General features: G+C 70.9%; 20 protein-coding genes and 2 pseudogenes. 8 read left to right on the top strand and 14 right to left on the bottom strand.

The genetic code is table 11. The annotated features are described in order from the left end of the window. The 10 genes and pseudogenes from ABZZ79_RS24635 to uvrC all read right to left on the bottom strand — a co-directional run. Positions 1 to 413: pseudogene (locus ABZZ79_RS24635) on the bottom strand (glucose-6-phosphate isomerase); the annotation flags it as partial. Positions 414 to 570: 157 nt separating this feature from the next. Then, the gene (locus ABZZ79_RS24630; protein ID WP_019885342.1) at positions 571 to 858 is read right to left on the bottom strand and encodes an RNA polymerase-binding protein RbpA; all 288 of its coding nucleotides are present in this window, start codon (positions 856 to 858) and stop codon (positions 571 to 573) included. Between the two features lie 261 nt (positions 859 to 1,119). Then, positions 1,120 to 1,356 (bottom strand): preprotein translocase subunit SecG, encoded by a 237-nt coding sequence (gene secG / locus ABZZ79_RS24625; RefSeq protein ID WP_107440227.1) that lies wholly within the window; start codon positions 1,354 to 1,356, stop codon positions 1,120 to 1,122. 139 nt (positions 1,357 to 1,495) lie between these two features. Next, positions 1,496 to 2,272, bottom strand: coding sequence for a triose-phosphate isomerase (gene tpiA, locus ABZZ79_RS24620; protein WP_356692054.1), 777 nt, complete (start codon positions 2,270 to 2,272; stop codon positions 1,496 to 1,498). 6 nt (positions 2,273 to 2,278) lie between these two features. Next, positions 2,279 to 3,490 (bottom strand): phosphoglycerate kinase, encoded by a 1,212-nt coding sequence (locus tag ABZZ79_RS24615; RefSeq protein ID WP_356692052.1) that lies wholly within the window; start codon positions 3,488 to 3,490, stop codon positions 2,279 to 2,281. A 170-nt stretch (positions 3,491 to 3,660) separates the two neighbouring features. Beyond that, positions 3,661 to 4,671: a type I glyceraldehyde-3-phosphate dehydrogenase gene (gene gap / locus ABZZ79_RS24610; RefSeq protein ID WP_356692050.1), complete on the bottom strand. Its 1,011-nt coding sequence runs from the start codon at positions 4,669 to 4,671 to the stop codon at positions 3,661 to 3,663. A gap of 592 nt (positions 4,672 to 5,263) precedes the next feature. After that, a complete protein-coding gene (gene whiA / locus ABZZ79_RS24605) occupies positions 5,264 to 6,253 on the bottom strand; it encodes a DNA-binding protein WhiA (RefSeq protein ID WP_356692047.1) in 990 nt (329 codons plus the stop codon). After that, positions 6,244 to 7,311 (bottom strand): uridine diphosphate-N-acetylglucosamine-binding protein YvcK, encoded by a 1,068-nt coding sequence (yvcK, locus tag ABZZ79_RS24600; protein ID WP_356692045.1) that lies wholly within the window; start codon positions 7,309 to 7,311, stop codon positions 6,244 to 6,246. Before yvcK ends, whiA begins: the two co-directional genes overlap by 10 nt. Next, positions 7,308 to 8,327 carry an RNase adapter RapZ gene (gene rapZ, locus ABZZ79_RS24595; RefSeq protein WP_356692043.1) on the bottom strand — a complete coding sequence of 340 codons (1,020 nt, stop codon included), beginning with the start codon at positions 8,325 to 8,327 and terminating at the stop codon, positions 7,308 to 7,310. The genes yvcK and rapZ overlap by 4 nt, the downstream gene beginning before the upstream one ends. After that, positions 8,324 to 10,513, bottom strand: coding sequence for an excinuclease ABC subunit UvrC (uvrC, locus tag ABZZ79_RS24590; RefSeq protein WP_356692041.1), 2,190 nt, complete (start codon positions 10,511 to 10,513; stop codon positions 8,324 to 8,326). Before uvrC ends, rapZ begins: the two co-directional genes overlap by 4 nt. Positions 10,514 to 10,957: 444 nt before the next feature. Here uvrC and ABZZ79_RS24585 point away from each other — a divergent pair, with 444 nt between their 5' ends. After that, entirely contained in the window at positions 10,958 to 11,905 is a 948-nt protein-coding gene (locus ABZZ79_RS24585; RefSeq protein ID WP_356692039.1) for a hypothetical protein, read from the top strand. A 79-nt stretch (positions 11,906 to 11,984) separates the two neighbouring features. Here ABZZ79_RS24585 and ABZZ79_RS24580 read toward each other — a convergent pair whose 3' ends face one another. Next, positions 11,985 to 12,413, bottom strand: a complete 429-nt coding sequence (locus tag ABZZ79_RS24580; protein ID WP_356692037.1) for a Rieske 2Fe-2S domain-containing protein — start codon at positions 12,411 to 12,413, stop codon at positions 11,985 to 11,987. A 244-nt stretch (positions 12,414 to 12,657) separates the two neighbouring features. Here ABZZ79_RS24580 and ABZZ79_RS24575 point away from each other — a divergent pair, with 244 nt between their 5' ends. After that, complete coding sequence (locus ABZZ79_RS24575) at positions 12,658 to 13,740, top strand: LacI family DNA-binding transcriptional regulator (protein WP_356692035.1); 1,083 nt, start codon at positions 12,658 to 12,660, stop codon at positions 13,738 to 13,740. 97 nt (positions 13,741 to 13,837) lie between these two features. Further along, a complete protein-coding gene (locus ABZZ79_RS24570) occupies positions 13,838 to 14,755 on the top strand; it encodes a carbohydrate kinase (protein WP_356692033.1) in 918 nt (305 codons plus the stop codon). Positions 14,756 to 14,785: 30 nt separating this feature from the next. On the opposite strand, the pseudogene ABZZ79_RS24565 reads toward ABZZ79_RS24570, so the two are convergent. Next, positions 14,786 to 15,651: pseudogene (locus ABZZ79_RS24565) on the bottom strand (helix-turn-helix domain-containing protein). A 114-nt stretch (positions 15,652 to 15,765) separates the two neighbouring features. Between ABZZ79_RS24565 and ABZZ79_RS24560 the strand changes: the two are divergent. Beyond that, positions 15,766 to 16,338 carry a YceI family protein gene (locus tag ABZZ79_RS24560; RefSeq protein WP_356692031.1) on the top strand — a complete coding sequence of 191 codons (573 nt, stop codon included), beginning with the start codon at positions 15,766 to 15,768 and terminating at the stop codon, positions 16,336 to 16,338. 194 nt (positions 16,339 to 16,532) lie between these two features. Here the strand turns inward: ABZZ79_RS24560 and uvrA are convergent, their stop codons facing one another. Next, a complete protein-coding gene (uvrA, locus tag ABZZ79_RS24555) occupies positions 16,533 to 19,568 on the bottom strand; it encodes an excinuclease ABC subunit UvrA (RefSeq protein ID WP_356692029.1) in 3,036 nt (1,011 codons plus the stop codon). A 222-nt stretch (positions 19,569 to 19,790) separates the two neighbouring features. Between uvrA and ABZZ79_RS24550 the strand changes: the two genes are divergently transcribed. Further along, positions 19,791 to 20,474 carry a maleylpyruvate isomerase family mycothiol-dependent enzyme gene (locus ABZZ79_RS24550; RefSeq protein WP_356692027.1) on the top strand — a complete coding sequence of 228 codons (684 nt, stop codon included), beginning with the start codon at positions 19,791 to 19,793 and terminating at the stop codon, positions 20,472 to 20,474. A 106-nt stretch (positions 20,475 to 20,580) separates the two neighbouring features. After that, the gene (locus ABZZ79_RS24545) at positions 20,581 to 21,237 is read left to right on the top strand and encodes an MBL fold metallo-hydrolase (protein ID WP_356692025.1); all 657 of its coding nucleotides are present in this window, start codon (positions 20,581 to 20,583) and stop codon (positions 21,235 to 21,237) included. 232 nt (positions 21,238 to 21,469) lie between these two features. Here the strand turns inward: ABZZ79_RS24545 and aroQ are convergent, their stop codons facing one another. Next, the gene (gene aroQ, locus ABZZ79_RS24540; RefSeq protein ID WP_356692023.1) at positions 21,470 to 21,943 is read right to left on the bottom strand and encodes a type II 3-dehydroquinate dehydratase; all 474 of its coding nucleotides are present in this window, start codon (positions 21,941 to 21,943) and stop codon (positions 21,470 to 21,472) included. 103 nt (positions 21,944 to 22,046) lie between these two features. Between aroQ and ABZZ79_RS24535 the strand changes: the two genes are divergently transcribed. After that, positions 22,047 to 23,093, top strand: coding sequence for a S66 peptidase family protein (locus tag ABZZ79_RS24535; RefSeq protein ID WP_356692021.1), 1,047 nt, complete (start codon positions 22,047 to 22,049; stop codon positions 23,091 to 23,093). A gap of 62 nt (positions 23,094 to 23,155) precedes the next feature. After that, a complete protein-coding gene (locus ABZZ79_RS24530) occupies positions 23,156 to 24,466 on the top strand; it encodes an MFS transporter (RefSeq protein WP_356692019.1) in 1,311 nt (436 codons plus the stop codon). Positions 24,467 to 24,525: the final 59 nt, after the last annotated feature.

The following is a 24,525-nucleotide window of genomic DNA, read 5'->3' as shown; positions in this document are numbered from 1 at the left end:
GAGCGGACACGGTCGGCGAAGCCCGCCATCCGGTCCAGGACCGCGTGGACCCCGGGCACGACGTTCTCGCCGTCCACCTCGACCACCGCGTCCGCCGGCGCCCGCAACGCCGTGTGCAGGACCGCCCGCCCCTCGGTGCTGTTGATCTTCTCGCCGCGGAACATCGCGTCCCGCAGCCCGAACACGTCCGTGGCGACGGCCAGCTCGCGCAGCAGCCGCAGCGTCTCGTCCGTGACCAAGTGCTTGGAGAAGTCGACGTGCAGATCGCCGACTTGGAGCGTGTACGAGGTGCCCCGCCCGGGATCGGCGGCGAACAGCTCGCGCAACCGCAACTCACCGAGCTGCTCGCGGTGTTCGACGAGGGCGTTCCATTCGGGCGTCCGGTCGAGCCTGGTACGGCCTTCGGCGTTCATCTCGGACATCAGCCTTCTTTCCTACCTGTCCTGCTGCGTACCTTGCCCCGCTGCCGGTCCCAACCTAGTTGATCAGCGGGGGACACAAACTGACGCGGGGGCGTCATGGAAGGCAACAACAGGTGGCCGGCCGAGCGGTCACGCCAGGGGGCAACCCCTAGATCTCACCACGGAGCTTGGCGAGAGCCTCGGCCAGGATCGCCTCGCCGTCGGCATCACTGCGACGCTCCCTCACATACGCGAGGTGCGTCTTGTACGGCTCAGTACGCGGCGGAGCCGGGGGATTGTCCCGGTCCTGACCCGCCGGGAACCCGCAGCGCGGGCAGTCCCAGGTGTCGGGAACCTGCGCGTCGCTGGCGAAGCTGGGCTGGGTCTCGTGTCCGTTGGAGCACCAGAAGGAGATGCGCAGACGCGGGGCGGACTCGCCGCGCTCGGCCTCACCCATCGGCCCCGCCCCGACCCGGCTTCCTCGGATCGCGTTGCCACTTGCCACGGTGTAACTCCCTGCGTGATGGTGCCGCGAAGCGAGTCGGCGTGTCGCTTCGTTGCGAGCGCCTCAGTCTACGTAAGGCCCCACGCGCGTCCAGTGATTGGCGCAACAAGGGGCCCTGCGCCTAGACGCAAGCCCCATGATAGGCCGCGCTCACGAGCGCGTACCGAACATGGGGCCTTACGTACCGGATTGTGCCGACCGGCGAGTCGAGGGTCAGTTGTTGACCTTCATCAGGATGCCGAGCACCACAATGCACGCGAACCACAGCAGACCGATCACCAGGGTGATGCGGTCGAGGTTGCGCTCGGCGACCGAGGAGCCGCCGACGGAGGACTGCATGCCGCCTCCGAACATGTCGGACAGGCCGCCGCCCTTCCCCTTGTGCATCAGCACCAGCAGCATCAGCAGCAGGCTGAAGACGATCAGGGCGATGGAGAACCCCAGAACCACAGCTGGACCAACTTCCTCGGACTCGGATGGACGACGCGGGGCCCAGCACAGTGCTGGACCCCGCAAGAGTACGACGGATCGTCGCTACCGCATACTCACGGCTGCCCGGTTCCTCCCAGGGGGTCCCGAGCAGGTCGTGTCACTGGTCGCGGAAGCGGACGATCTTGACGAACTCGTCGGCGTCCAGCGAGGCACCGCCGACCAGGGCGCCGTCGATGTCGGCCTTGGCCATGATCTCGGCGACGTTGCCGCCCTTCACGGAGCCGCCGTACTGGATGCGGACCTTGTCGGCCAGTTCCTGGGAGTACAGCTCGGCGAGCTTGGCGCGGATCGCGGCGCAGACCTCCTGCGCGTCGTCGGCGCCGCAGACCTTGCCGGTGCCGATGGCCCACACGGGCTCGTAGGCGATCACGACGGACTCGGCCTGCTCGGCCGGGAGGTCCTTCAGACCGCCCTCGACCTGCTTTAGGGTGTGGGAGACGGCGTTGCCGGCCTCGCGGACGTCCAGCTCCTCGCCGACACACATGATCGGGGTCAGGCCGTGCTTGTAGGCGGCCTTGACCTTGGCGTTGACGATCTCGTCGGTCTCGGCGTGGTACTGGCGGCGCTCGGAGTGGCCGATGGCCACGTACGTGCACTTCAGCTTGGCCAGCATCGGGCCGGAGATCTCGCCGGTGTAGGCGCCGGAGTCCTGCGCCGAGATGTCCTGGGCGCCGTACTTGATCTTCAGCTTGTCGCCGTCGACCAGGGTCTGCACGGAGCGCAGGTCGGTGAAGGGCGGCAGGACGGCGACCTCGACGGCGTCGTAGTCCTTGTCGGCGAGGGCGAAGGCGAGCTTCTGGACGTGGGCGATGGCCTCCAGGTGGTTGAGGTTCATCTTCCAGTTGCCCGCCATGAGCGGCGTACGGGTGGTCATGCGGGGTCAGTCCTCCAGTGCGGCGAGGCCGGGGAGCGTCTTGCCCTCGAGGTATTCGAGGGAGGCGCCGCCACCGGTCGAGATGTGGCCGAACGCGTTCTCGTCGAAGCCGAGCGTACGCACGGCCGCGGCGGAGTCTCCGCCGCCGACGACGGTGAACCCGTCCGAGTCGACGAGGGCCTGGGCGACCGCCTTGGTGCCCTCGGCGTAGTCGGGGTGCTCGAAGACGCCCATCGGACCGTTCCAGAAGACGGTCGCGGCGTCGGTGAGCTTGCCGGCGTACAGCTCGCCGGTCTTCGGGCCGATGTCCAGGCCCAGCTGGCCCTCGGGCATCCGGTCCGCGTCGACGACCGTGTGCTCGGTGGGGGCCTTGGCCTTCAGGTCCGGGAAGCCCGGGGAGACCACGACGTCGACCGGGAGCACGAGCTCGACGCCCAGCTTCTCGGCGCGCTCCAGGTACTCGGTGACGGCCGGGATCTGGTCCTCCTGGAGCAGCGAGGTGCCGACCTCGTAGCCCTTGGCCTTGAGGAAGGTGAAGGCCATACCGCCGCCGATGAGGATGCGGTCGGCCTTGCCGAGCAGCTGGTCGATGACGGCCAGCTTGTCGGAGACCTTGGAGCCGCCGAGGGCCACGGCGTAGGGCCGCTTGACGTCCTCGGTGAGCTGCTTCAGCACGCCGACCTCGGTGGCGATGAGGTAGCCGGCGTAGTGCGGCAGCTTGCCCGGGAGGTCGTAGACCGAGGCGTGCTTGCGGTGCACCGCGCCGAAGCCGTCACCGACGTACACGTCGGCGAGGGCGGCGAGCTGACCGGCGAACGCGCTGCGCTCGGCGTCGTCCTTGCTGGTCTCACCGGCGTTGAAGCGCAGGTTCTCGATGACCGCGACCTGGCCGTCGGCGAGGCCGGCGACCGTGGCCTGCGCCGACTCGCCGACCGTGTCGGCGGCGAAGGCGACGTCCGCGCCGAGGAGTTCGCCCAGCCGTGCGGCGGCGGAGGCGAGCGAGAAGGCCGGGTCCGGGGCGCCCTTGGGGCGGCCGAGGTGCGAGGCCACGACGACGCGCGCGCCGGCCTCGGCGAGCGCCTTGACGGTGGGCAGCACCGCGCGGATGCGGCCGTCGTCGGTGATCGTGGTGCCGTCCAGCGGCACGTTGAGGTCGGCGCGGACGAAGACCCGCTTGCCCGCGACTCCTTCGGCGAGGAGTTCGTCGATCGTCTTCATTTTCGGGGGACTCCTACAGGGGGCTCGTTCTGCTCGTGACCGGTTGACCAGGCTCGATCCTAGAGAGGGGGGCCGGTCGTGACGCGCGTCAGGGCTCGGACCGGACGCGTCCCTGCGCCTGGTCCGAGCCCTGCTCTCGCATCAAGGTGTCTGCTTCAGCCGATCAGGGATCAGAGCTGGTCGCCGACGAACTTGGTGAGGTCGACGAGACGGTTCGAGTAGCCCCACTCGTTGTCGTACCAGCCCAGGATCTTCACCGTGTTGCCCTCCTGGACCATGGTCAGGGAGGAGTCGAAGGTGCAGGAGGCCGGGTCGCTCACGATGTCCGAGGAGACGATCTCGTCCTCGGTGTAGGCCAGGTAACCCGCGAGGTCGCCGTCCTCGGAGGCCTTCTTGAACGCGGCGTTGACCTCGTCCTTGGTGACCTCGCGCTGAAGCGTCACGACCAGGTCGGTGGCCGAACCGGTGGGGACCGGGACGCGCATGGCGATGCCGTCCAGCTTGCCCTTGAGCTGCGGAAGGACCAGGGCGGTGGCCTTCGCGGCACCCGTCGTGGTCGGGATGATGTTCTCGGCGGCGGCGCGGGCGCGACGCAGGTCCGAGTGCGGGAAGTCCAGGATGCGCTGGTCGTTGGTGTACGCGTGCACGGTCGTCATCAGACCCTTGACGATCCCGAAGTTCTCGTCGAGGACCTTCGCCATCGGCGCCACACAGTTGGTGGTGCAGGAGGCGTTGGAGATGACGTGGTGGTTCGCCGGGTCGTACTTGTCCTGGTTGACGCCCATCACGATGGTGATGTCCTCATCCTTGGCGGGAGCCGAGATGAGGACCTTCTTGGCGCCGCCCGCGAGGTGCTTCGCGGCGTCGGCCTTCTTCGTGAAGATGCCGGTCGACTCGATGACGATGTCGACGCCCAGGTCGCCCCAGGGGATGTCGGCCGGGTTGCGCTCGGAGAGCACCTTGATGGTGTGACCGTCGACGGTGATCGTGTCGGCGGTGTGGGTGACCTCCTGCTTCAGGCGGCCCAGGATCGTGTCGTACTTCAGCAGGTGGGCAGTGGTCGCGGTGTCACCCAGGTCGTTGACAGCCACGATCTCGATGTCAGCACCCTGCTCCAGGAGCGCGCGGAAGTAGTTACGACCGATGCGGCCGAAGCCGTTGATGCCTACGCGGATCGTCACGAACCGATCTCCTCGTTGGTACGCCGGCCATGAGATGCCGGCGAGCTGTATTTGGGATGTCCCCGACCGCCTACGACCCTACCTCCCAGAAGCGCCGGAGGTGACATCCAGACGGCCCATACACGGCACCGCCGTCCTTACCCACCAGTAGGGGTACGGACCGCCCCGGTGGAAAGTCCTCGTCACTCGAAAGGACTTTGGGAAGTCGCCCTTTTCCGACCTCCTACGACACCGGTCGCGGACCGCTTCTCTCGGCGGCATGCGGGTGTCAGGCTCACGTCAGTCAGGGGGCGCGTCAAGACGGCGTTGTTGGCCAGGGGTTGGGGCGCGGGCGGGGGGTCGCGATCCCGCGGACTTCGAAGCCAGGGCCGGGTCGGAACGGTCCCGCGGACTTTGAAGCCCGGCCGGGTTCGAAACAGTCCCGCGGACTTTGAAGCCGGGCCGGGTCCGAAACAGTGCCGCGGATCTCGGCCCCGGCCGCGGCCGGAACAGGCCCACGGAGTGGAAGCCCGGCCACGCCCCAAACAGTCCCGCGGCGTTCGACGTCCCGCGTCTGGATGGGTTCCGGGGCGTTCGGGCCCCGTTCCCCGGGTCAGCCCGCCAGGTTGTCGGCCAGTTCCTCCGAGAGGTTGGCCTCCGTGCCCGGGACGCCCAGGTCGGAGGCGCGCTTGTCGGCCATGGCCAGCAGGCGGCGGATACGGCCGGCGACAGCGTCCTTGGTGAGCGGCGGGTCGGCGAGCGCGCCCAGCTCCTCCAGAGAAGCCTGCTTGTGCTCCATGCGCAGCCGGCCGGCGGCGGCGAGGTGCTCGGGGACCTCTTCTCCGAGGATCTCCAGGGCACGCTGCACGCGAGCCCCGGCGGCGACCGCGGCACGGGCCGAGCGGCGCAGGTTGGCGTCGTCGAAGTTGGCGAGGCGGTTCGCCGTGGCCCGCACCTCGCGGCGCATCCGGCGCTCCTCCCAGGCCAGCACCGACTCATGCGCGCCGAGGCGGGTGAGCAGCGCGCCGATCGCGTCGCCGTCACGGACCACGACCCGGTCCACGCCGCGCACCTCACGGGCCTTCGCCGCGATCGACAGCCTGCGGGCGGCACCGACCAGCGCGAGCGCGGCCTCGGGGCCGGGGCAGGTCACCTCCAGGGAGGAGGAACGGCCGGGCTCGGTGAGCGAGCCGTGCGCCAGGAAGGCACCGCGCCAGGCGGCCTCGGCGTCACAGGTCGCACCGGACACCACCTGCGGTGGCAGGCCCCGGATCGGGCGCCCCCGCCCGTCCACCAGGCCGGTCTGCCGGGCCAGCTGGTCACCACCCGCGACCACACGCACCACGTACCGCGAGCCGCGCCGCAGTCCGCCCGGCGCCATCACGATCAGCTCGGAGCTGTGGCCGAAGATCTCCAGGATGTCCCGCTTGAGGCGGCGGGCCGCCATCGCGGTGTCCAGCTCCGCCTCGATCACGATGCGCCCGCTGACCAGATGGAGGCCGCCGGCGAACCGCAGAATGGCGGAGACCTCAGCCTTCCGACAGCAGGTCCGGGTGACGGGGAGTCGGGAGATCTCGTCCTTCACCGCTGCCGTCATCGCCATGGGCCGATCCTTCCATGCATCCGAAAAATACGGTCGTACGCGGCGGCCAGGAGCTCCGCGTCGTGCCGCGGAGTCCCGTCGGGCCGCGCCACCGGCGCCAGCTCGACCGCGGCCCCGAAGCGCTTTGCGGCATCGGTCAGCGAGTCGCGGTCGGGCACGGCGGCCTCGTCGGCCAGCACCACGTCCAGGGCGAGTTTAGGGGCGTGTCGTCCCAAAACCTCCAAATGACGCTGCGGTGAGAAGCCGTCGGTTTCCCCGGGCTGCGGGGCGAGGTTCAGCGAGAGTACCCGGCGCGCCTTCGTCTCCATCAACGCGTCCAGCAGCTCGGGCACGAGCAGATGCGGGATGACCGAGGAGAACCAGGAGCCGGGGCCGAGCACCACCCAGTCGGCGTCCAGCACGGCCGCGACGGCCTCCGGGACGGCGGGCGGGTCGTGCGGCACCAGGTGCACCGACTGGACCTCACCCGGGGTGAGGGCGACCGTGGCCTGGCCGCGGACGGTGTCCACCTCGTCCGGGCGATCCGGGTCGTGCCCCTTGACCAGCGCCTGGAGCTCCAGCGGCACGGCGGACATGGGCAGCACGCGCCCGTGCGCGCCGAGCAGTTTACCGACCAGGTCCAGGGCCTGCACATGGTCGCCGAGCTGCTCCCACAGGGCGACGATCAGCAGGTTGCCGACCGCGTGGTCGTGCAGGTCGCCCTTGGAGTGGAAGCGGTGCTGGATGACCCGGGCCCAGGTCTGGCCCCAGTCGTCGTCGCCGCACAGCGCGGCCAGCGCCTTGCGCAGGTCGCCGGGCGGCAGGACGCCCAGCTCGTCGCGCAGGCGCCCGCTGGAGCCGCCGTCGTCGGCCACGGTGACGACGGCGGTGAGGTCACCGGTGATCCGGCGCAGCGCGGCGAGCGAGCCCGACAGGCCCATGCCGCCGCCGAGCGCGACGACCTTGGGCTGGGTGCCGCGGCGGCGCGCCCGGGCACCCCGGGCCTCGACGGGCCGGCCCGCCCGTGCGTCGGGCATCGCCCGGCGCAGTCGGCCCAGCCGGGGAGTACGTCCTGTCATTCGCGTCCCATGTCCCGGTGCACGACCACCGTCTCCACGCCCTCTGCCGCCAGGCGCGCGGCGAGCTTCTCCGACATGGCCACCGAGCGGTGCTTGCCGCCCGTACAGCCGATGGCGATGGTCACGTACCGCTTGCCCTCGCGCCGGTAGCCGGCCGCGATCAGCCGCAGCAGTTCGGCGTAGCGGTCCAGGAACTCCTTGGCGCCGGGCTGGTTGAAGACGAAGGCCGCGACCTCCTCGTTCACACCGGTGTACGGGCGCAGCTCGGGGACCCAGTGCGGGTTGGGCAGGAAGCGCATGTCGGCGACGAGGTCGGCGTCGACCGGGAGGCCGTACTTGAAGCCGAACGACATCACCGTGGCCCGCAGCTCGGGCTCCTCCTCGCCGGCGAACTGGGCGTCCATCTTGGCGCGCAGCTCGTGCACGTTGAGGCTGGAGGTGTCGATGACCAGGTCGGCGTCGCCGCGCAGCTCGCGCAGCAGCTCGCGCTCGGCGGCGATGCCGTCGACGATCCGGCCGTCGCCCTGGAGGGGGTGGGGTCGGCGCACGGACTCGAAGCGGCGGACCAGGGCCTCGTCGGAGGACTCCAGGAAGACGATCCGCCGGGTGACACTGCGGGAGTCGAGGTCGGCCAGGGATTCGCGCAGATTGTCGAAGAAGCGACGGCCGCGCACGTCGACGACGACCGCGATGCGCGCCACGTTGCCCTGGGAGCGTGCGCCCAGTTCCACCATGGTGGGGATCAGGGCGGGCGGGAGGTTGTCGACGACGAACCAGCCGAGGTCCTCCAGACACTTCGCGGCCGTGGAGCGGCCAGCCCCGGACATGCCGGAGATGATCACCAGCTCGGGGATGGCGGCGTCGGGGATCCCGGGGCCCGTGCTGTCCTGGCTCACCTGTGCTCCGTCGTCGGGGAGCGCCTGCCGGTCCTCGGCGGGCTCCTGGTGCTCGCGGCCCGGTGCGGTCCGCGGTTCCTGCTCTCGATCGTCTGTCGGCTGGGTCTCGTGGTCGGTCATGTCTCCTGCCCCCGTCGCTCGTCCGGGGCGCCCGCGGGTACGGGCTCCCCCGGGGCGTCCGCCGTCGTCTCGGGCGCCCCGTCGTCCATGTCTTCCATGATCTCTCCAGTCGCCGTGTTCACGGCGGGCGCGGCCGGGGCCGCCTGGGCGAGGGCCACGGCGATGGTCTCCGCCGTCTTCCGGCCGATGCCCGGAACCTCGCAGATCTGGTCGATTGTCGCGGATCTCAGCTTCTTCACCGAACCGAAGTGCTTGATCAGCGCCTGTTTACGGGTCTCGCCCAGTCCCGGCACCTCGTCCAGGGGGCCGGCGCGGAAGCGCTTGGCGCGCTTGGTGCGCTGGTAGGTGATCGCGAACCGGTGGGCCTCGTCGCGGACCCGCTGGAGCAGGTAGAGGCCCTCGCTGGTGCGGGGCAGGACGACCGGGTCGTCGTCGCCGGGCAGCCAGACCTCCTCCAGCCGCTTGGCCAGCCCGCACACGGCGATGTCGTCGATGCCGAGCTCGTCCAGCGCCCGCCTGGCGGCGGCGACCTGCGGCTGCCCGCCGTCGACGACGACCAGCTGGGGCGGGTAGGCGAACTTCCTGGGGCGGCCGTCGTCGTCGGTGAGGGTGGTGAGCGCGGCGGGGGCTTCGCCGGGGGCGGGGGGCTGCCCGGGGGCGGGCTGCCCGGGGGTCGTCGTGAGGGGCTGGTCCTCGGCGGGGGTGCCGTCGCCGCCGACCGCGACCAGGACCGTGTCCGCCTCCGGGCCGACGGCGTCCTCCCCGTCGGTCCACTCCCCCGTGCGCTCCTTATCGGCCAGGTAGCGCTTGAAGCGGCGCGTGATGACCTCGTGCATGGAGCGGACGTCGTCCTGGCCGTCGAAGCCCTTGATCTGGAAGCGGCGGTACTCGCTCTTGCGCTGGAGCCCGTCCTCGAAGACGACCATGGAGGCCACGACGTCGTCGCCCTGGAGGTGCGAGATGTCGTAGCACTCGATGCGCAGCGGGGCGCTGTCCAGGTCGAGGGCGTCGGCGATCTCCTCCAGGGCGCGCGAGCGGGTCGTCAGGTCGGAGGCGCGCTTGGTCTTGTGCAGGGCGAGCGCCTGCTGGGCGTTGCGCTCCACGGTCTCCATCAGGGCCCTCTTGTCGCCGCGCTGCGGGATGCGCAGCGAGACGGCCGATCCGCGCCGCTCGGTGAGCCACTGCTGGACCGGCTCCACCGGCTCGGGCAGGGCCGGGACGAGGACCTCCTTGGGGACGCTGTCGCCGGTCTCCTCGCCGTAGAGCTGCTGGAGGGCGTGTTCGACGAGGGCGCCGGTGGTGACCTCCTCGACCTTGTCGGTGACCCAGCCGCGCTGACCGCGTACCCGTCCGCCGCGGACATGGAAGATCTGCACGGCCGCTTCCAGCTCGTCCTCGGCGACCGCGATCAGGTCGGCGTCGGTCGCGTCGGCGAGCACGACCGCGTTCTTCTCCATGGCCTTGCGCAGGGCCTCTATGTCATCGCGCAGGCGGGCGGCCCGCTCGTACTCCATGTCCTCGGCCGCCTCCGTCATCTGCTTCTCCAGACGGCGGAGGTAGGTGCCGGTGCGGCCGGTCATGAAGTCGCAGAACTCCTCGGCGAGTTCGCGATGGTCCTCGGGCTCGATCCGGCCGACGCAGGGGGCGGAGCACTTGCCGATGTAGCCGAGCAGACAGGGGCGGCCGGTGCGGGAGGCGTTCTTGAACACGCCCGCCGAGCAGGTGCGCACCGGGAAGACGCGCAGCAACAGGTCGACGGTGTCCCGGATCGCCCACGCGTGCGCGTACGGCCCGAAGTACCTGACGCCCTTCTTCTTGTGGCCGCGCATGACCTGCACGCGCGGAAACTCCTCGTTCATCGTCACCGCGAGGTACGGGTAGCTCTTGTCGTCGCGGTACTTGACGTTGAACCGGGGGTCGTACTCCTTGATCCAGGAATACTCCAGCTGCAGGGCCTCGACCTCGGTGGACACCACGGTCCACTCCACGGACGCGGCGGTGGTCACCATCGTCCGGGTGCGGGGGTGCAGGTTCGCCAGGTCCTGGAAGTAGTTCGCCAGGCGCTGGCGCAGGCTCTTCGCCTTTCCGACGTAGATCACCCGGCGGTGCTCGTCACGGAACCTGTACACCCCCGGAGAGTCCGGGATCTCACCCGGCCTGGGGCGGTAGCTGGAGGGGTCGGCCATGTCTCACACCCTACTGGCGAGCGGTGACACTCCGGCGGGCCTGTGGACAACGTCCGGGATCGTGCCCGGACACCCCCTGGAACCGGCCGCACGGCACCCCGCACGCCGCCGGACGGCCACCAGATCCGGCCGCACCGCACCCCGCGTGGGCCCGGCACCTGCGAAAGTCCGGGCGGCCCCGCCGCGCGAAGTACCTGCACCGGCCAACCGGAAGCCGCCCGCCCCCTCTTGGCACCCGTGCCGCGCCAGGCGGCGAGGACTGGACCACGGTTGGGCCGGAGGTGTTGTCGGGACTTGGTCAACACGCTTCAATGCGTTGGAACTCGGGGCCGTAAAAACGACGGCGCGCGGACGGGCCCAGCCCCCGGCGCCGACGGGGTGGCCCCGCAGCACCCGCGTGAACGGTCTGACCAGCCGTTGTGATCCACACAGAAAGGCCCCTGCATGCCGCACGCCACACAGCACGCGGACATCGCCATCGCGGAACTGGACACGGCTCTGCGCGGCGGCCCCTTCCACGTCGCCCTGCGCGCCGCCATCGCCGCCCGCGGCCTGCCCCTGCAACGCGTTCAGCACCACCTCTCACGTCACGGCGTGAAGGTCGGTGTCACCAGTCTGAGCTACTGGCAACAGGGCGCCCGCCGTCCGCAGCGCCCCGAGTCGCTGCGGGCGGTGCGCGCGCTGGAGGAGATACTCCACCTGCCTGACGAGTCCCTGATACGGCTGCTCGCCCAGGCCGAGGAGGGTGCCTCCGGCCAGCACAGCGCAGCCCGCTCCTACCGCTCGCTCGTCGAGGCCTCGGGCGCCCTGGAGCGACTGCTGCTCGAACTGGAATCCCCTCGCGACGGCGGGCTGCACCTGCTCGGCCACCATGAGCAGGTCCGCATCGGCGGGCGCCGCGAGCTGCTCGGCCGCGAGTCGCACCACGTCGTGCGCGCCCACCGGGACGGAGTCGACCGGTTCGTCGCCGTCCACCACGGCGACCCCGGCTGCGCGCCCGAGCACATGTCCGTGCGGGCCCTGGAGAACTGCCGCACCGGACGCGTCAGACGGCACCACGAGACCGGCATCCTGGTGGCCGAGCTCCTGTTCGACACCCGGCTGCGCGCCGGGGACACGTTCCTCTTCCGCTACGCCGTCGAGGACGGCACCGCCGGTGTCTCCTACGAGTGCGTGCGCGGCTTCGGACCGCCGGGCGGTCAGTACGTCCTGCAAGTGCGGTTCGACGAGCACGCCCTCCCGGCACGCTGCCACCGCTTCACCCAGCACTCGGCGGCGGCCCCTCGCAGCGGCCGCCAGGACCTCCCCCTCACCACCCGCCATCACTCCGTCCACCTCGTCGAACCCCGGGTGCGCTCCGGGATCGTCGGGATCGGGTGGGACTGGGAGTAAACGCTGCCGAGTCGGGGGCCGAGGGTCCGGGGTCGGTCGCTGAGGGGGTGGGGACACCCCCGGTCGACGACGGCCGGTGTCAGGCCTGCGGCCCCGCGATCACCCTGCCGTTCTCGGCCCGGACCGGCAGTTCGGTCAGCGCCACGGTCGCCGGGGAGCGCAGCACCTCGCCGGTCCTCGCGTCGAACCGGCTGCCGTGACACGCGCAGCTCAGCGTCGTCCCCTCCAGCTCGCTGATGGGGCAGCCGCCGTGCGTGCAGATCGTGCTGAACGCCTTCAGCGTGCCGTCCGCGGTGCGGCTGACCACCACGTTGTGGTCCAGGTGGAGATGGGCGCCGCCCTGGGCGACGTCGCTCTCGGCGCCGAGGTCCACGGGCGCGGTCTGCGTGGCGGGCGTTGCCTCCGCTCCCCCGTCCGGCGAGCACGCGGTGAGGCCCAGCCCCGCGACGGGAGCGGCCGCCGCCCCGCGCAGAACGGTTCGACGGCTCGCGGAGGATCGGCCGGGCATGAGGGTCTCCACAGGTCAGGGGGCAAGCACGGCGACGATACCCGGGGCCCGGTGCACCGAAAGCCGTGGGGCGGGGCACGGGAAGGAGTCTGGTGGGTCGACCCGGCGGCAGCCCGTACGCTCGCGCGTAAACGTTTACGCAAGCGTTTACGTACGGGCTCGAATGAGATACGTTCCCGCCCTGAGGGCCCGCCGCGGCCCACGGCCCGGCCCGCGCGGGGCCGGTGAAGGGAGGGGTTACGCCATGCCGACCATGGCCGACGTCGCACGCAGCGCCGGTGTCTCGGTGGCGACCGTCTCGCACGTGCTCAACGACACCCGGCCCGTGCTGCCGCACACCCGCCAGGCCGTCCTGGACGCCGTCGAACAGCTCGGCTACACGACCAACACCCTCGCCAGGTCCCTGGTGACCTCCCGCACCCGCTCGATCGGCCTCGCGGTCTCGGCCATCAGCAACCCGTACTTCACCGAGATCCTCCAGGGCGTCGAGGCCAGCGCCCTGGAACACGGCTACAGCCTCCTCATCTCCGATCCCCACGACGACCCCGAGCACGAGCGCAAGGTCGTCCAGCTGCTGCACGAGCGCCGGGTGGACGGCATGATCGTCGCCCCTTCCGCCGACCCGCGCGAACTCCTCGCCTACCTGCGCCGCCACGACGTCCCGGCCGTCCTCCTCGACCGGCTGGTCGACACCCGCGCCGACAGCGCCCCGCCCTTCGACCAGGTCTGCGCCGAGAACACCGCTCCGGTGGCGCAACTGGTCGCCCATCTCGCCGAACTCGGCCACCGACGCATCGGCCTGGTCGCCGGACTGTCTGGACTCAGCACCACCGGAGAACGGATCGCCGGCTACCGGCACGGCCTCGCCGCCGCCGGACTCCCCCACGACGAACGCCTCGTGGTCCACGGCGACTCCGCCTCCACCGGCGGCGAACGCGCCACGGCCGCCCTGTTCTCCCTCGCCAATCCGCCGACCGCCCTCGTCACCGTCAACAACGCGATGACCATCGGCGCCCTGCGCGCCCTGCGCGACCGCGGCCTGTCCGTGCCGGACGACATCGCCCTGTGCTGCTTCGACGACTTCGCCTGGGCGGATCTCTTCTCGCCCCGTCTCACCGCCATCGCCCAGCCCAGCAAGGAGATCGGCGCCCGGGCCGTCCAGGTCCTCCTCGACCGTCTCGCCTCCCCGGACCGCCCCGCCCGGACCCTGAGGCTTCCGTGCGAGTTCGTCCACCGGACGTCCTGCGGGTGCGCGCAGGAGGCCGGACCAGGCTCGGGCCCGACGGCGAGGCCCGCCGACAGCCCCCGCCGACCTGAGCCCCGATGACCCCGAACAGTCCCGGAACCGGCAGCCCGAACCGCCGCGGCCGCCCCCTTCGGCAACAGCAGCCCACCCCTGCGCAGCCCCTGAAAGGAACCCTCTCGTGATCGTCGTAGCCGGTGAGGCCCTGATCGACCTGGTACCGCAGGGCACGGGTGCCCTCGCCGCCCTGAGGCCCGCGCTCGGCGGCGGCCCGTACAACACGGCCGTCGCCCTGGGCCGGCTCGGCTCCCCCACCGCCTTCTGCTCGCGCGCCTCGCAGGACGTCTTCGGCGAGGCCCTGCTCGACGGGCTGCGGACGGCGGGCGTGGACGTGTCGGCTGTCCAGCGCGGTCCGGAGCCCACCACCCTCGCGGTCGCCACGATCGGCGACGGCGGATCAGCCGCCTACTCGTTCTACGTCGACGGCACCGCCGACCGGCTGTTCACGGCTCCGGCCGGACTGCCCGCCGACACCCGCGCGGTCTCCTTCGGAACCTGCTCGCTGGTGCTGGAGCCGGGGGCGACCGCGTACGAGCGGCTGATGCGCACAGCGGCGGCCCAGGGCCTGCTCACCGCCCTCGACCCCAACATCCGGCCGGTCCTGATCCCGGACGCCGACGCCTACCGCGCCCGCTTCCGGAGCTGGCTGCCGTCGGTGTCGCTGCTCAAGCTCTCCGAGGAGGACGCCCACTGGCTGGGCGGCACCCCGAAGGAATGGCTCGCCGCCGGGCCCTCGGCCGTCGTCGTCACCCACGGCGGCGACGGTCTGTCCGCCTACACCCGTGACGGTGCCGAGCACTCCGTGCCGGGCGAACAGGTCGACGTCGTGGACACCATCGGAGCCGGGGACACCGTGAACGCGGCCCTGCTGCACGGCCTCGCCGCACGGGACGCCCTGTCCCCCGAGGCCCTGGCCGGCCTCGGCACCTCCGGCTGGACCGAGCTGCTGCGCTTCGCGGCCCGAGCGGCGGCGATCACCTGCTCCCGGGCCGGGGCGGAACCGCCGTACGCGTGGGAGCTGGACGGCGTACGGCCTTGACGACCACCGCGACCTCCAGCCGACCGCTTCTCAGCCCGCTGCCCTGCCGACGGCCCGCAGGGCACCGGGGCGACGGCCGCTGAGGCGGTCCAGCGCGGCGGACGTCGCGTCGTCGGCGGGCAGGTACACCACCACCTGCTGGCCCTCCTCCGGCAGTGCCAGCGACTCGTGCAGCAGGTGCAGCGCCCCCACCTCGGGGTGCTCAAGCTGCTGCGAGCCGACAGTGCGCGGTGTCACCGAAATGTCCGCGAACCGGTCGGCGAACTCCGCACCCGCGGTCACCGTCAGCTCCTCGGCCAGCTCGGAGAGGTGCGGGTCGCGCAGGGGAACGCCGTGCCGGAGCCGGGCGACCAGGTCATCGGCGACACGCTCCCAGTCCTGGTGGGCCACACGGGCGCGCGGGTCGGTGAACAGGTACCGGAGCAGATTGGGGTGCTCGTCGTCGAGCACCCCGATCGGGCCGACGAGCCGCGCGTAGCCGTCGGTGTGGGCGATGACGTCGCCGATCCAGTTGATCACCGCGGCCGGGGAGGGCTCCAGGCGCTCCAGGACGGCCTGCACGGTGGGCCGCGCCGTCCGGCTGAGCGGCGGGGCGGCCGCGCAGACCAGCGGGTCGCCGCCGTCCGCCTCCTTGGTCAGACGGCGCAGCAGGACGCGGTCCTTGAGGGACAGGCTGAGCGCGTCGGCGACGGCCCCGAGCACCGGGGCGAGGGGTTGCGGTCGCGTCCCTGTTCCAGACGGGTGAGGTACTCCACGCTGATGCCCGCGAGCGTGGCCAGCTCGGATCGGCGCAGGCCGGGGGTGCGCCGACGGAACCCGGTCGGCAGCCCCACCTCGGCCGGGGTGACGGACTCGCGACGGGTGCGCAGGAACAGGCCCAACTCGTTGTCGCTCACCCGTCGAACGTACCTCGCCCCGGGTCCGTGAGGGTGGCCCTGCGACTACCACCCTGCCACTACCACTCTCAGCGCGGTCTCCCTGCGCGCCCGAACACGCCCGAGGGTGGAGGCATGACTCAGAACAACACCGCTGACACGCTCGCCCCCGGCTCTCTCCCCCTCGTGCCGGGTAACTGGACGCTCGACCCGCTGCACTCCGCTGTGAACTTCACGATCCGGCACCTCGGGATCGCCAAGGTGCGCGGCCGCTTCGCCGATGTGCAGGCCGGTCTGCACATCGGTGAGACGCCCGACGACGTACGGGTGAGCGCCGTGATCGCGCTCGCCTCTCTTGACACCGGGAACGCCGACCGCGACGCGCACACCCGGTCCGCCGATCTGCTCGACGTGGAGAAGCGTCCGACGATGACGTTCCGTTCGACGCGCGTGTTCGGCGAGGACGAGGACTGGACGATGGAAGGGGACTTGACCATCGGGGACGTGACGCGTCCCGTGGTGCTCGCCGTCGAGCTCGGCGGGGTCGTGGACTCCCCCGCGGATCAGAGCAGGCACGCCGGTTTCGAGGCGACGGGTGAGATCAGGCGCAGTGACTACGGCCTGGACTTCGGGGGCGGTTTCCTCAGTGATGTTGTCAAGATTCAGCTGGACATGCAGTTCGTCGAACCGCAGGGCCAGGGTGGCTGATGGTGGAACGAGCGGCGCCCCGCGGGGAGTTCCCGCGGGGCGCCGCTCTTTTTGTCCCGTTGTGCCGAGACCATTGGCCGTGTCGGCCGAGGTTGACCGCAGCGGCCGGGCACTGGCCGTACCGGGCAGCCCTGGCCGCACCGGCCGTTCACGGCCGGACGGCCGGTCATCGCTGTACCGGCCGTGCGGCCGACTCAGGCCTTGCGGGCCCTCGTCGTCTTCTTCGCCGCCGTGGTCTCCTTCGTGGCCGCGGCCGCCTTCTTCGTCGTCGTGCTGTTGACGGTCCTGGCCGTCCTCGCCGTGGCCGTCTTCTTCGTCGCCGACTTGGCCGCGACGGTCTTGGCCGCCGTCTTGCGCGGGGCCTTCACCGAGGCGGCGTCGCTGATCCGGTCGGCGCTGAGGATCTCGCGCAGGAACTTGCCGGTGTGGCTGGCCGGCACCCCGGCGACCTCCTCGGGCGTGCCTTCGGCGACGACGAGACCGCCGCCCGCACCGCCCTCGGGGCCCATGTCGACGACCCAGTCCGCGGTCTTGATCACGTCGAGGTTGTGCTCGATGACGATGACCGTGTTGCCCTTGTCGACCAGACCGGCCAGGACCTTCAGCAGCTTGCTGATGTCCTCGAAGTGCAGACCGGTGGTCGGCTCGTCGAGGACGTAGACCGTGCGGCCGGTGGAGCGCTTCTGCAGCTCGCTGGCGAGCTTGACGCGCTGGGCCTCGCCGCCGGACAGGGTGGTCGCCGACTGGCCGAGCCGGACATAGCCGAGGCCGACGTCCTTGAGGGTGTTCAGATGCCGCGCGATCGAGGGGACGGCCGCGAAGAACTCCGTGGCCTCCTCGATCGGCATGCTCAGCACCTCGGCGATGGACTTGCCCTTGTAGTGGACCTCCAGGGTCTCCCGGTTGTACCGGGCGCCGTGGCAGACCTCGCACGGGACGTAGACGTCCGGGAGGAAGTTCATCTCGATCTTGATAGTGCCGTCACCGGCGCAGTTCTCGCAGCGGCCGCCCTTGACGTTGAAGGAGAACCGGCCCGGCTGGTATCCGCGGACCTTCGCCTCGGTGGTCTCGGCGAACAGCTTGCGGACGTGGTCGAAGACGCCGGTGTACGTCGCCGGGTTCGAGCGCGGGGTGCGGCCGATCGGCGACTGGTCGACATGCACGACCTTGTCGACGAGGTCGTCGCCGTCCACGCGCGTGTGGCGGCCCGGCACGCTGCGGGCGCCGTTCAGCTCGCGGGCCAGGTGCGTGTAGAGGATGTCGTTGACCAGCGTCGACTTGCCGGAGCCTGACACGCCGGTCACGGCCGTGAACAGACCGAGCGGGAAGGAGACGTCGATGTCCTGCAGATTGTTCTCGCGGGCGCCGTGCACGGTGAGCTGCCGGCCCGGGTCGCGCGGGCGCCGGATGTCCGGCAGCGGGATCGACTTCTTGCCCGACAGGTACTGGCCGGTCTGCGACTCGGCGTTGGCGAGCAGTTCCTTCAGGGAGCCGCTGTGTACGACCTTGCCGCCGTGCTCACCGGCGCCGGGGCCGATGTCGACGACCCAGTCGGCGACCTTGATGGTGTCCTCGTCGTGCTCGACGACGATGAGCGTGTTGCCCATGTCGCGCAGCCGGACCAGGGTCTCGATCAGCCGGTGGTTGTCGCGCTGGTGCAGACCGATGGACGGTTCGTCGAGGACGTAGAGAACGCCGACGAGGCCGGAGCCGATCTGGGTGGCCAGGCGGATGCGCTGGGCCTCGCCGCCGGAGAGGGTGCCCGCCGCGCGGTTGAGCGAGAGGTAGTCGAGGCCGACGTCGACCAGGAACCGCAGCCGTTCGTTGACCTCCTTCAGCACCCGCTCGGCGATCTTCTTGTCGCGGGCGTTGAGCTTCAGCTTGCCCAGGAAGTCCGCGCAGTCGCTGATGGACATCCCCGCGACCTCGGCGATCGACTTCTCCATGATCGTGACCGCGAGGACGATCGGCTTCAGACGGGTGCCCTCACAGGTGGGGCAGGGCACCTCGCGCATGTAGCCCTCGAAGCGCTCCCGGCTGGCGTCGGACTCGGCCTCGCTGTGCCGGCGCTTGACGAAGGGGACGGCGCCTTCGAACGGGGTCGTGTACAAGCGCTCGCGGCCGTACCGGTTGCGGTAGCGGACCTCGATCTGCGTCTTGTGGCCGTGGATCAGGGCCTTCTTGGCGCGCTGCGGCAGGCCCGCGAAGGGAATGTCGGTGCGGAAGCCGAGGGCGTCGGCGAGGGCGCCGATCAGGCGGCCGAAGTAGTCCTTGGTGTGCCCGTGCGACCAGGGGTGGATGGCGCCCTCGTCGAGGGACTTGTCCTCGTCCGGGACGATCAGCTCCGGGTCGACCTCCATGCGCGTGCCGATGCCGGTGCACTCGGGGCAGGCGCCGAAGGGCGAGTTGAAGGAGAAGGAGCGCGGCTCCAGCTCCTCGAACGACAGGTCGTCGTACGTGCAGTACAGGTGCTCGGAGTACATGCGCTCGCGCTCGGGGTCGTCCTCGGGAAGGTCGACGAAGTCGAGCACGATCATGCCGCCGGACAGACCGAGGGCGGTCTCGACGGAGTCGGTCAGGCGGCGCTTGGCGGAGTCCTTGACGGTGAGGCGGTCGACGACCACCTCGATGGTGTGCTTCTCCTGCTTCTTCAGCGTGGGCGGGTCGGACAGCTGGATGGTCTCGCCGTCCACCCGCGCGCGGGAGTAGCCCTTGGTCTGGAGGTCCGCGAAGAGGTCGACGAACTCGCCCTTGCGCTCGCGCACCAGCGGCGAGAGCACCTGGAAACGGCTGCCCTCCGGCAGCTCCAGGACCTTGTCGACGATGGCCTGCGGTGACTGGCGCGAGATGGGGCGGCCGCACTCGGGACAGTGCGGCTTGCCGATGCGCGCGAAGAGCAGACGCAGATAGTCGTAGACCTCGGTGATGGTGCCGACCGTGGAGCGCGGGTTGCGCGAGGTCGACTTCTGGTCGATCGAGACAGCCGGGGAGAGGCCCTCGATGAAGTCGACGTCCGGCTTGTCCATCTGGCCGAGGAACTGGCGGGCGTACGAGGAGAGCGACTCCACATAGCGCCGCTGGCCCTCGGCGAAGATCGTGTCGAACGCCAGCGAGGACTTGCCCGATCCCGACAGGCCCGTGAAGACGATGAGCGAGTCGCGTGGCAGATCGAGCGAGACATTCTTGAGGTTGTGCTCGCGCGCGCCACGGACGATGAGACGGTCGGCCACGCCGGTCCGCACCTTTCTTGGGAGAAGAGACAGGGGCGGGGCCCCCGTGTTCTCAGACTAGGGGGAGCCACTGACAACGACGGACGGATTCACCGGTTGTCAACAATCCCCGGCCTTCCAGCATGCCCGACGTCACCGTCGACCATATAGCACGCGCATTCGATTTGCGGGCGGGATCCGACTCCTTCACCCGAAGGAGTGGCGGGGGCTAGGGTCAGCACCATGATTGATCACGTTCATGACCTGGCCTGTCTACAGAACGCGACCGAACGGCTGCTCATCGCGGTCGCCAAAATGGACAACGCCGCAGTGACGGAACCGTCACGCCTGCCCGGCTGGAGCCGCGGCCATGTGCTCGCCCACCTCGCGCGCAACGCGGACGCCCTGGTGAACGTCTTCGCGGGCCTCCCCATGTACGCGTCCGCCGAGGCCCGTGACACCGACATCGAGCGCGACGCCCCGCGCCCGCTGGACGTGCAGATCACGGACGTGCGCGAGAGCGCCGCCCGGTTCCAGGCCGCGACCGACGAGCCGGGCGACTGGTCGCGCACGGTGGAGCTGCGCAACGGTGTGACCGATTCGGCGGCCCGCGTGGTCTTCCGTCGGTGGGTCGAGATCGAACTGCACCACGTCGACCTCGGGATCGGCTACGAGCTGGAGGACCTGCCGGCCGAGTTCGTGGAGCGGGAGATCGACTTCCTCACCGAGCGCTTCTCGGGGCACCCCGACGTGCCGCCGACCCGTCTGACCGACGGCACGCGCGCGTGGAGCACGGGCCACGCCGCCGACCCCGAGCTCACGGTCACGGGCGCCGGCGCCGACCTCGTCGGCTGGCTCGCCGGACGCCGGGACGGCGCGTCCCTGTCGGTGGAGGGCGGCACCCTGCCGAAGCTGCCGCCCCTGTAGCCGTCCGCGAGGGCGCACCGGCGGTCACCCCGAGCCGTTGTCCACCGCCCCTGGACAGGCCCCGCCTCCGGCGGCCCGCCCGGGCTCCCGGCGATAGGCTGCCGCCATGACGTACAGCGGACAGGTGACGGTCGGCGGCCCAGCGGATGTGCACGAGCTCAAGGACCTGATGATCACCAAGATCGCGGTCGGCCCGATGGACAACAACGCCTATCTGCTGCGCTGCCGGGCCACGGACGAGCAGCTGCTGATCGACGCGGCGAACGAGGCGGGCACGCTGCTCGGCATGATCGGTGACGACGGCATCGCCTCCGTCGTCACCACGCATCAGCACGGGGACCACTGGCAGGCGCTGGCCGACGTCGTCGAGGCCACCCGCGCACGCACCTATGCCGGCCGGGACGACGCCGAGGGCATCCCCGTACCGACCGACGTACTGGTCGACGACGGCGACACCATCCGCGTGGGGCGCGTGGAACTGACCGCGCGCCACCTCGTGGGGCACACCCCCGGTTCGATCGCCCTCGTCTACGACGACCCGCACGGACACCCTCATGTGTTCACCGGGGACTGCCTGTTCCCCGGCGGTGTGGGTAACACCCACCAGAATCCGGAGGCTTTCGCGAGCCTCATCCACGACGTCGAGACGAAGATCTTCGCGACCCTTCCGGACGAGACGTGGGTCTATCCGGGACACGGCAACGACACCACACTCGGCGCCGAGCGCCCGCAACTGCCGGAGTGGCACGCGCGCGGGTGGTGACCGGCGCGCGGAAGGCCCGCTTGGACGGCGTGTGGCTCGCGTCGCGCGCCCCGTGTGAACCGCGCGCACGAGCCGGTGCCACGCGCGCGCTCCCGGCACGTGCGATCCGGCGGTCAACTGGAACCAGCCCCGCGCGGGAACGACGGCTCCCGCACGGAATGGGCCGCTGGTCCTTCGATCCCCGCCCTCGACCGGCGGCCCAGGCGGGCGCCCCGCGCGTGTCGCGGAGAACTCAGGCCTGGGCCTGCGCCGCCCCCACCAGCGCCACGACCCGCTCCACGCCGAACACGTACCCCTGTACGCCGCACCCCGCGATGACACCGTCGGCGCGCAGCGACACGTAGGAGTGGTGCCGGAACGACTCCCGCTGATGGATGTTGGAGATGTGCACCTCCAGCACCGGCATGCCGTCGCAGGTGTTGAGCGCGTCCAGGATCGCGACCGAGGTGTGCGAGTAGGCGCCGGGGTTGATCACGATGCCGCAGTGGTGGAGCCGGGCCTCGTGGATCCAGTCGACCAGCTCGCCCTCGTGGTTGGACTGGCGGAGGTCGACCGTGCCGCCGTGCGCGGCCGCCGCCTTGGCGCACCGGGCCTCGACATCGGCGAGCGTGTCGGAGCCGTAGATCTCCGGCTGACGCTGCCCGAGCAGGTTGAGGTTGGGCCCGTTGAGGATCATGATCGGGGCGTTGGCCAGGGTGCGGGGCACGGCTTCCTCCGGTCCGTTCGGGTGGCGCGGCCCGCCGGGGACCGCTCTGCAGACCCGGTTTATCACGGTGCCCCGGGCCCGCGGCCGCCCGTAGCATCCCGTCATGATCAGGCCCGCGTATCCTCCGAAGCCCGTTCCGGGCGACCGTATAGCCGTCATCTCCCCGTCCTCGGGGCTGCCGGGACTGTTCCCCCGGCCGCACGAACTCGGCCTAAAGCGGCTGCGGAAGGACTTCGGACTCGAACCGGTCGAGTACCCGGCTACCCGGAAGATGGGTTCCACACCCCGGGAGCGGGCCGACGACATCCACGCCGCGTTCGCCGACCCCGAGGTCAAGGCGGTCATGGCGTCCATCGGCGGCGACGACCAGATCACCGTGCTGCCGCTGCTGGACAGGGAGCTGATCCGGGCGAACCCGAAGCCGTTCTTCGGGATGAGCGACAACACCAACCTGCTCGCCCACCTCTACAACACCGGCATCGTCGGCTACCACGGCGCGACCGTGATGACCGCGCTGGGCCGCCCCGGCGCCATGCATCCGCTGACCGCCGACTCGCTGCGGGCGGCGCTGTTCACCTCGGGCGCCTACGAGTTGAGGCCCGCCGAGCGCTGGGGCGACGTGAACCGCGACTGGGCGGACCCGGCGACCTTCGAGGAGGAGCCGGAGATGCGCCCCGGCTCCGGCTGGACCTGGGCGAACGCCGACCGCGTGGTGGAGGGCCGCAGTTGGGGCGGCTGTCTGGAGATCCTGGCCTGGCTGCTGATGGCGGACCGGGAGATCGCACGCGATCCCGCACAGTACGACGGCGGAGTGCTCCTCCTGGAGACGTCGGAGGAGCTGCCGAGCGGCGCGCAGGTCTTCTGCACCCTGCGCAACATGGGCGAACGCGGCCTGCTGGGCCGCTTCTCGGCCCTGCTGATGGGGCGGCCCAAGACCTGGTCCTTCGAGCGCCCCAACACGCCCGATGAGGGCGCGCGTTACGCCGACGAGCAGCGCGAGGCCGTACTACGCGCCATGCAGGTGTATGCGCCCAACACCCCGATCGTCTTCGACGTGGACTTCGGACACACCGATCCGCAACTCGTGCTCCCCTACGGTGGCCTGATCCGCGTCGACGGGCCCGCCCGGCGCATCACCGTCACCTACTGAGACACACACCGCACTTCCGCGCGCCCCCGTAACCCGTCGTCACCGTGGGTAGTTGACTCGACATGCACGACGTACGCACCGTGAGGGCGCCCAGCATGCTGCGACTCGCGACCGCCTCGCTCGCCGGGACGGCCATCGAGTTCTACGACTTCTTCGTCTACGGCACGGCCGCGGCGCTCGTCCTGGGCCCGCTGTTCTTCCCGACGTTCTCCCCGGTCGCCGGGACTCTGGCCGCCTTCGGGACGTTCGGCGTGGGTTTCGTGGCACGGCCCCTGGGTTCGGTGCTGTTCGGACACATCGGGGACCGACACGGCAGACGGCCGGTGCTCGTCGCCTCGCTGCTGCTGACCGGCGCCTCGACCGTCGCGGTCGGCTGCGTCCCGTCGTACGACACCATCGGCGTGGCCGCGCCCGTCCTGCTGCTGGTGCTGCGGTTTCTGCAGGGGCTGGGGCTTGGCGGGGAGTGGGGCGGCGCGGTGCTGCTGACCGCCGAGCACGCACCGGCCGAGCGGCGCGGTCTGTGGTCGAGCTTCCCGCAGGTGGGGCCCGCGGTGGGCTTTGTGCTCGCCAACGGTGTGACCCTGGTGCTGGCGGCCTCGCTGTCCGAGGCGCAGTTCGCGCAGTGGGGCTGGCGTGTGCCCTTCTGGGCGGCCGGGGTGCTGGCCGTCGTGGGCCTGTGGCTGCGCTCCTCGCTCGCCGAGAGCCCCAGCTTCCTCGAACTCGACAACCACGCGCGCGTGCCGCTGGCCGAGGTGGTGAGCGGCCACTGGCGGCTCGTCCTGCTGACGGCGGGCGGCCTGGCGGTCGGATACGCGATCTTCTACGCGGTGACGACCTGGTCCCTGGCGTACGCCACCGAACGGCTCGGCGTGAGCCGTACGGTCATGCTGGCCTGCATCATGGCCGCAGTGGTGGTGAAGGGGGCGCTGACGCCGGTGGCGGCCCTGCTGGGCGACCGGTACGGGCGGCGGCCGATGTGCCTGGCCGGCTGCTCCGCGGCCGCCCTGTGGATGTTCCCGATGGTCGCGCTGCTGTCGACCGGGGAGCCGCTGCTGATGTTCCTCGGGTTCCTGGGCGCGTTGCTGGCGTTCATCACGATGTTCGCGGTCATCGCGGCGTATCTGCCGGAGCTGTACGAGCCCCGGGTGCGGTGCACCGGCGCGGCGGTCGGCTACAACCTCGGCGGGGTGCTCGGCGGCGCCCTCACCCCGATCGTGGCCACGGCCCTGGCCGAGCAGGGCGGCCGGGTGCCGTGGGGCGTGGCCGCGTATCTGACGTGCATCGCGCTGCTGAGCCTGGGCTGCTTCGCCCTGCTGCCGGAGACGCGGCCGGTGCGGGTGGAGGCGTCGCGCGCGGAGGCGGCCGCGGGCTGAAGCGTCGTGCGCCGCGCAGCTGTGGGCTGGGAGTCGTGGGTTGAAGGACCCTGGGTCCA

It is taken from the genome of Streptomyces sp. NPDC006458 (assembly GCF_040612135.1).
Classification (GTDB): Bacteria; Actinomycetota; Actinomycetes; order Streptomycetales; family Streptomycetaceae; genus Streptomyces.
Note: the sequence above shows the minus strand (reverse complement) of the source record. Positions and strands in the feature narration are given on the sequence as shown.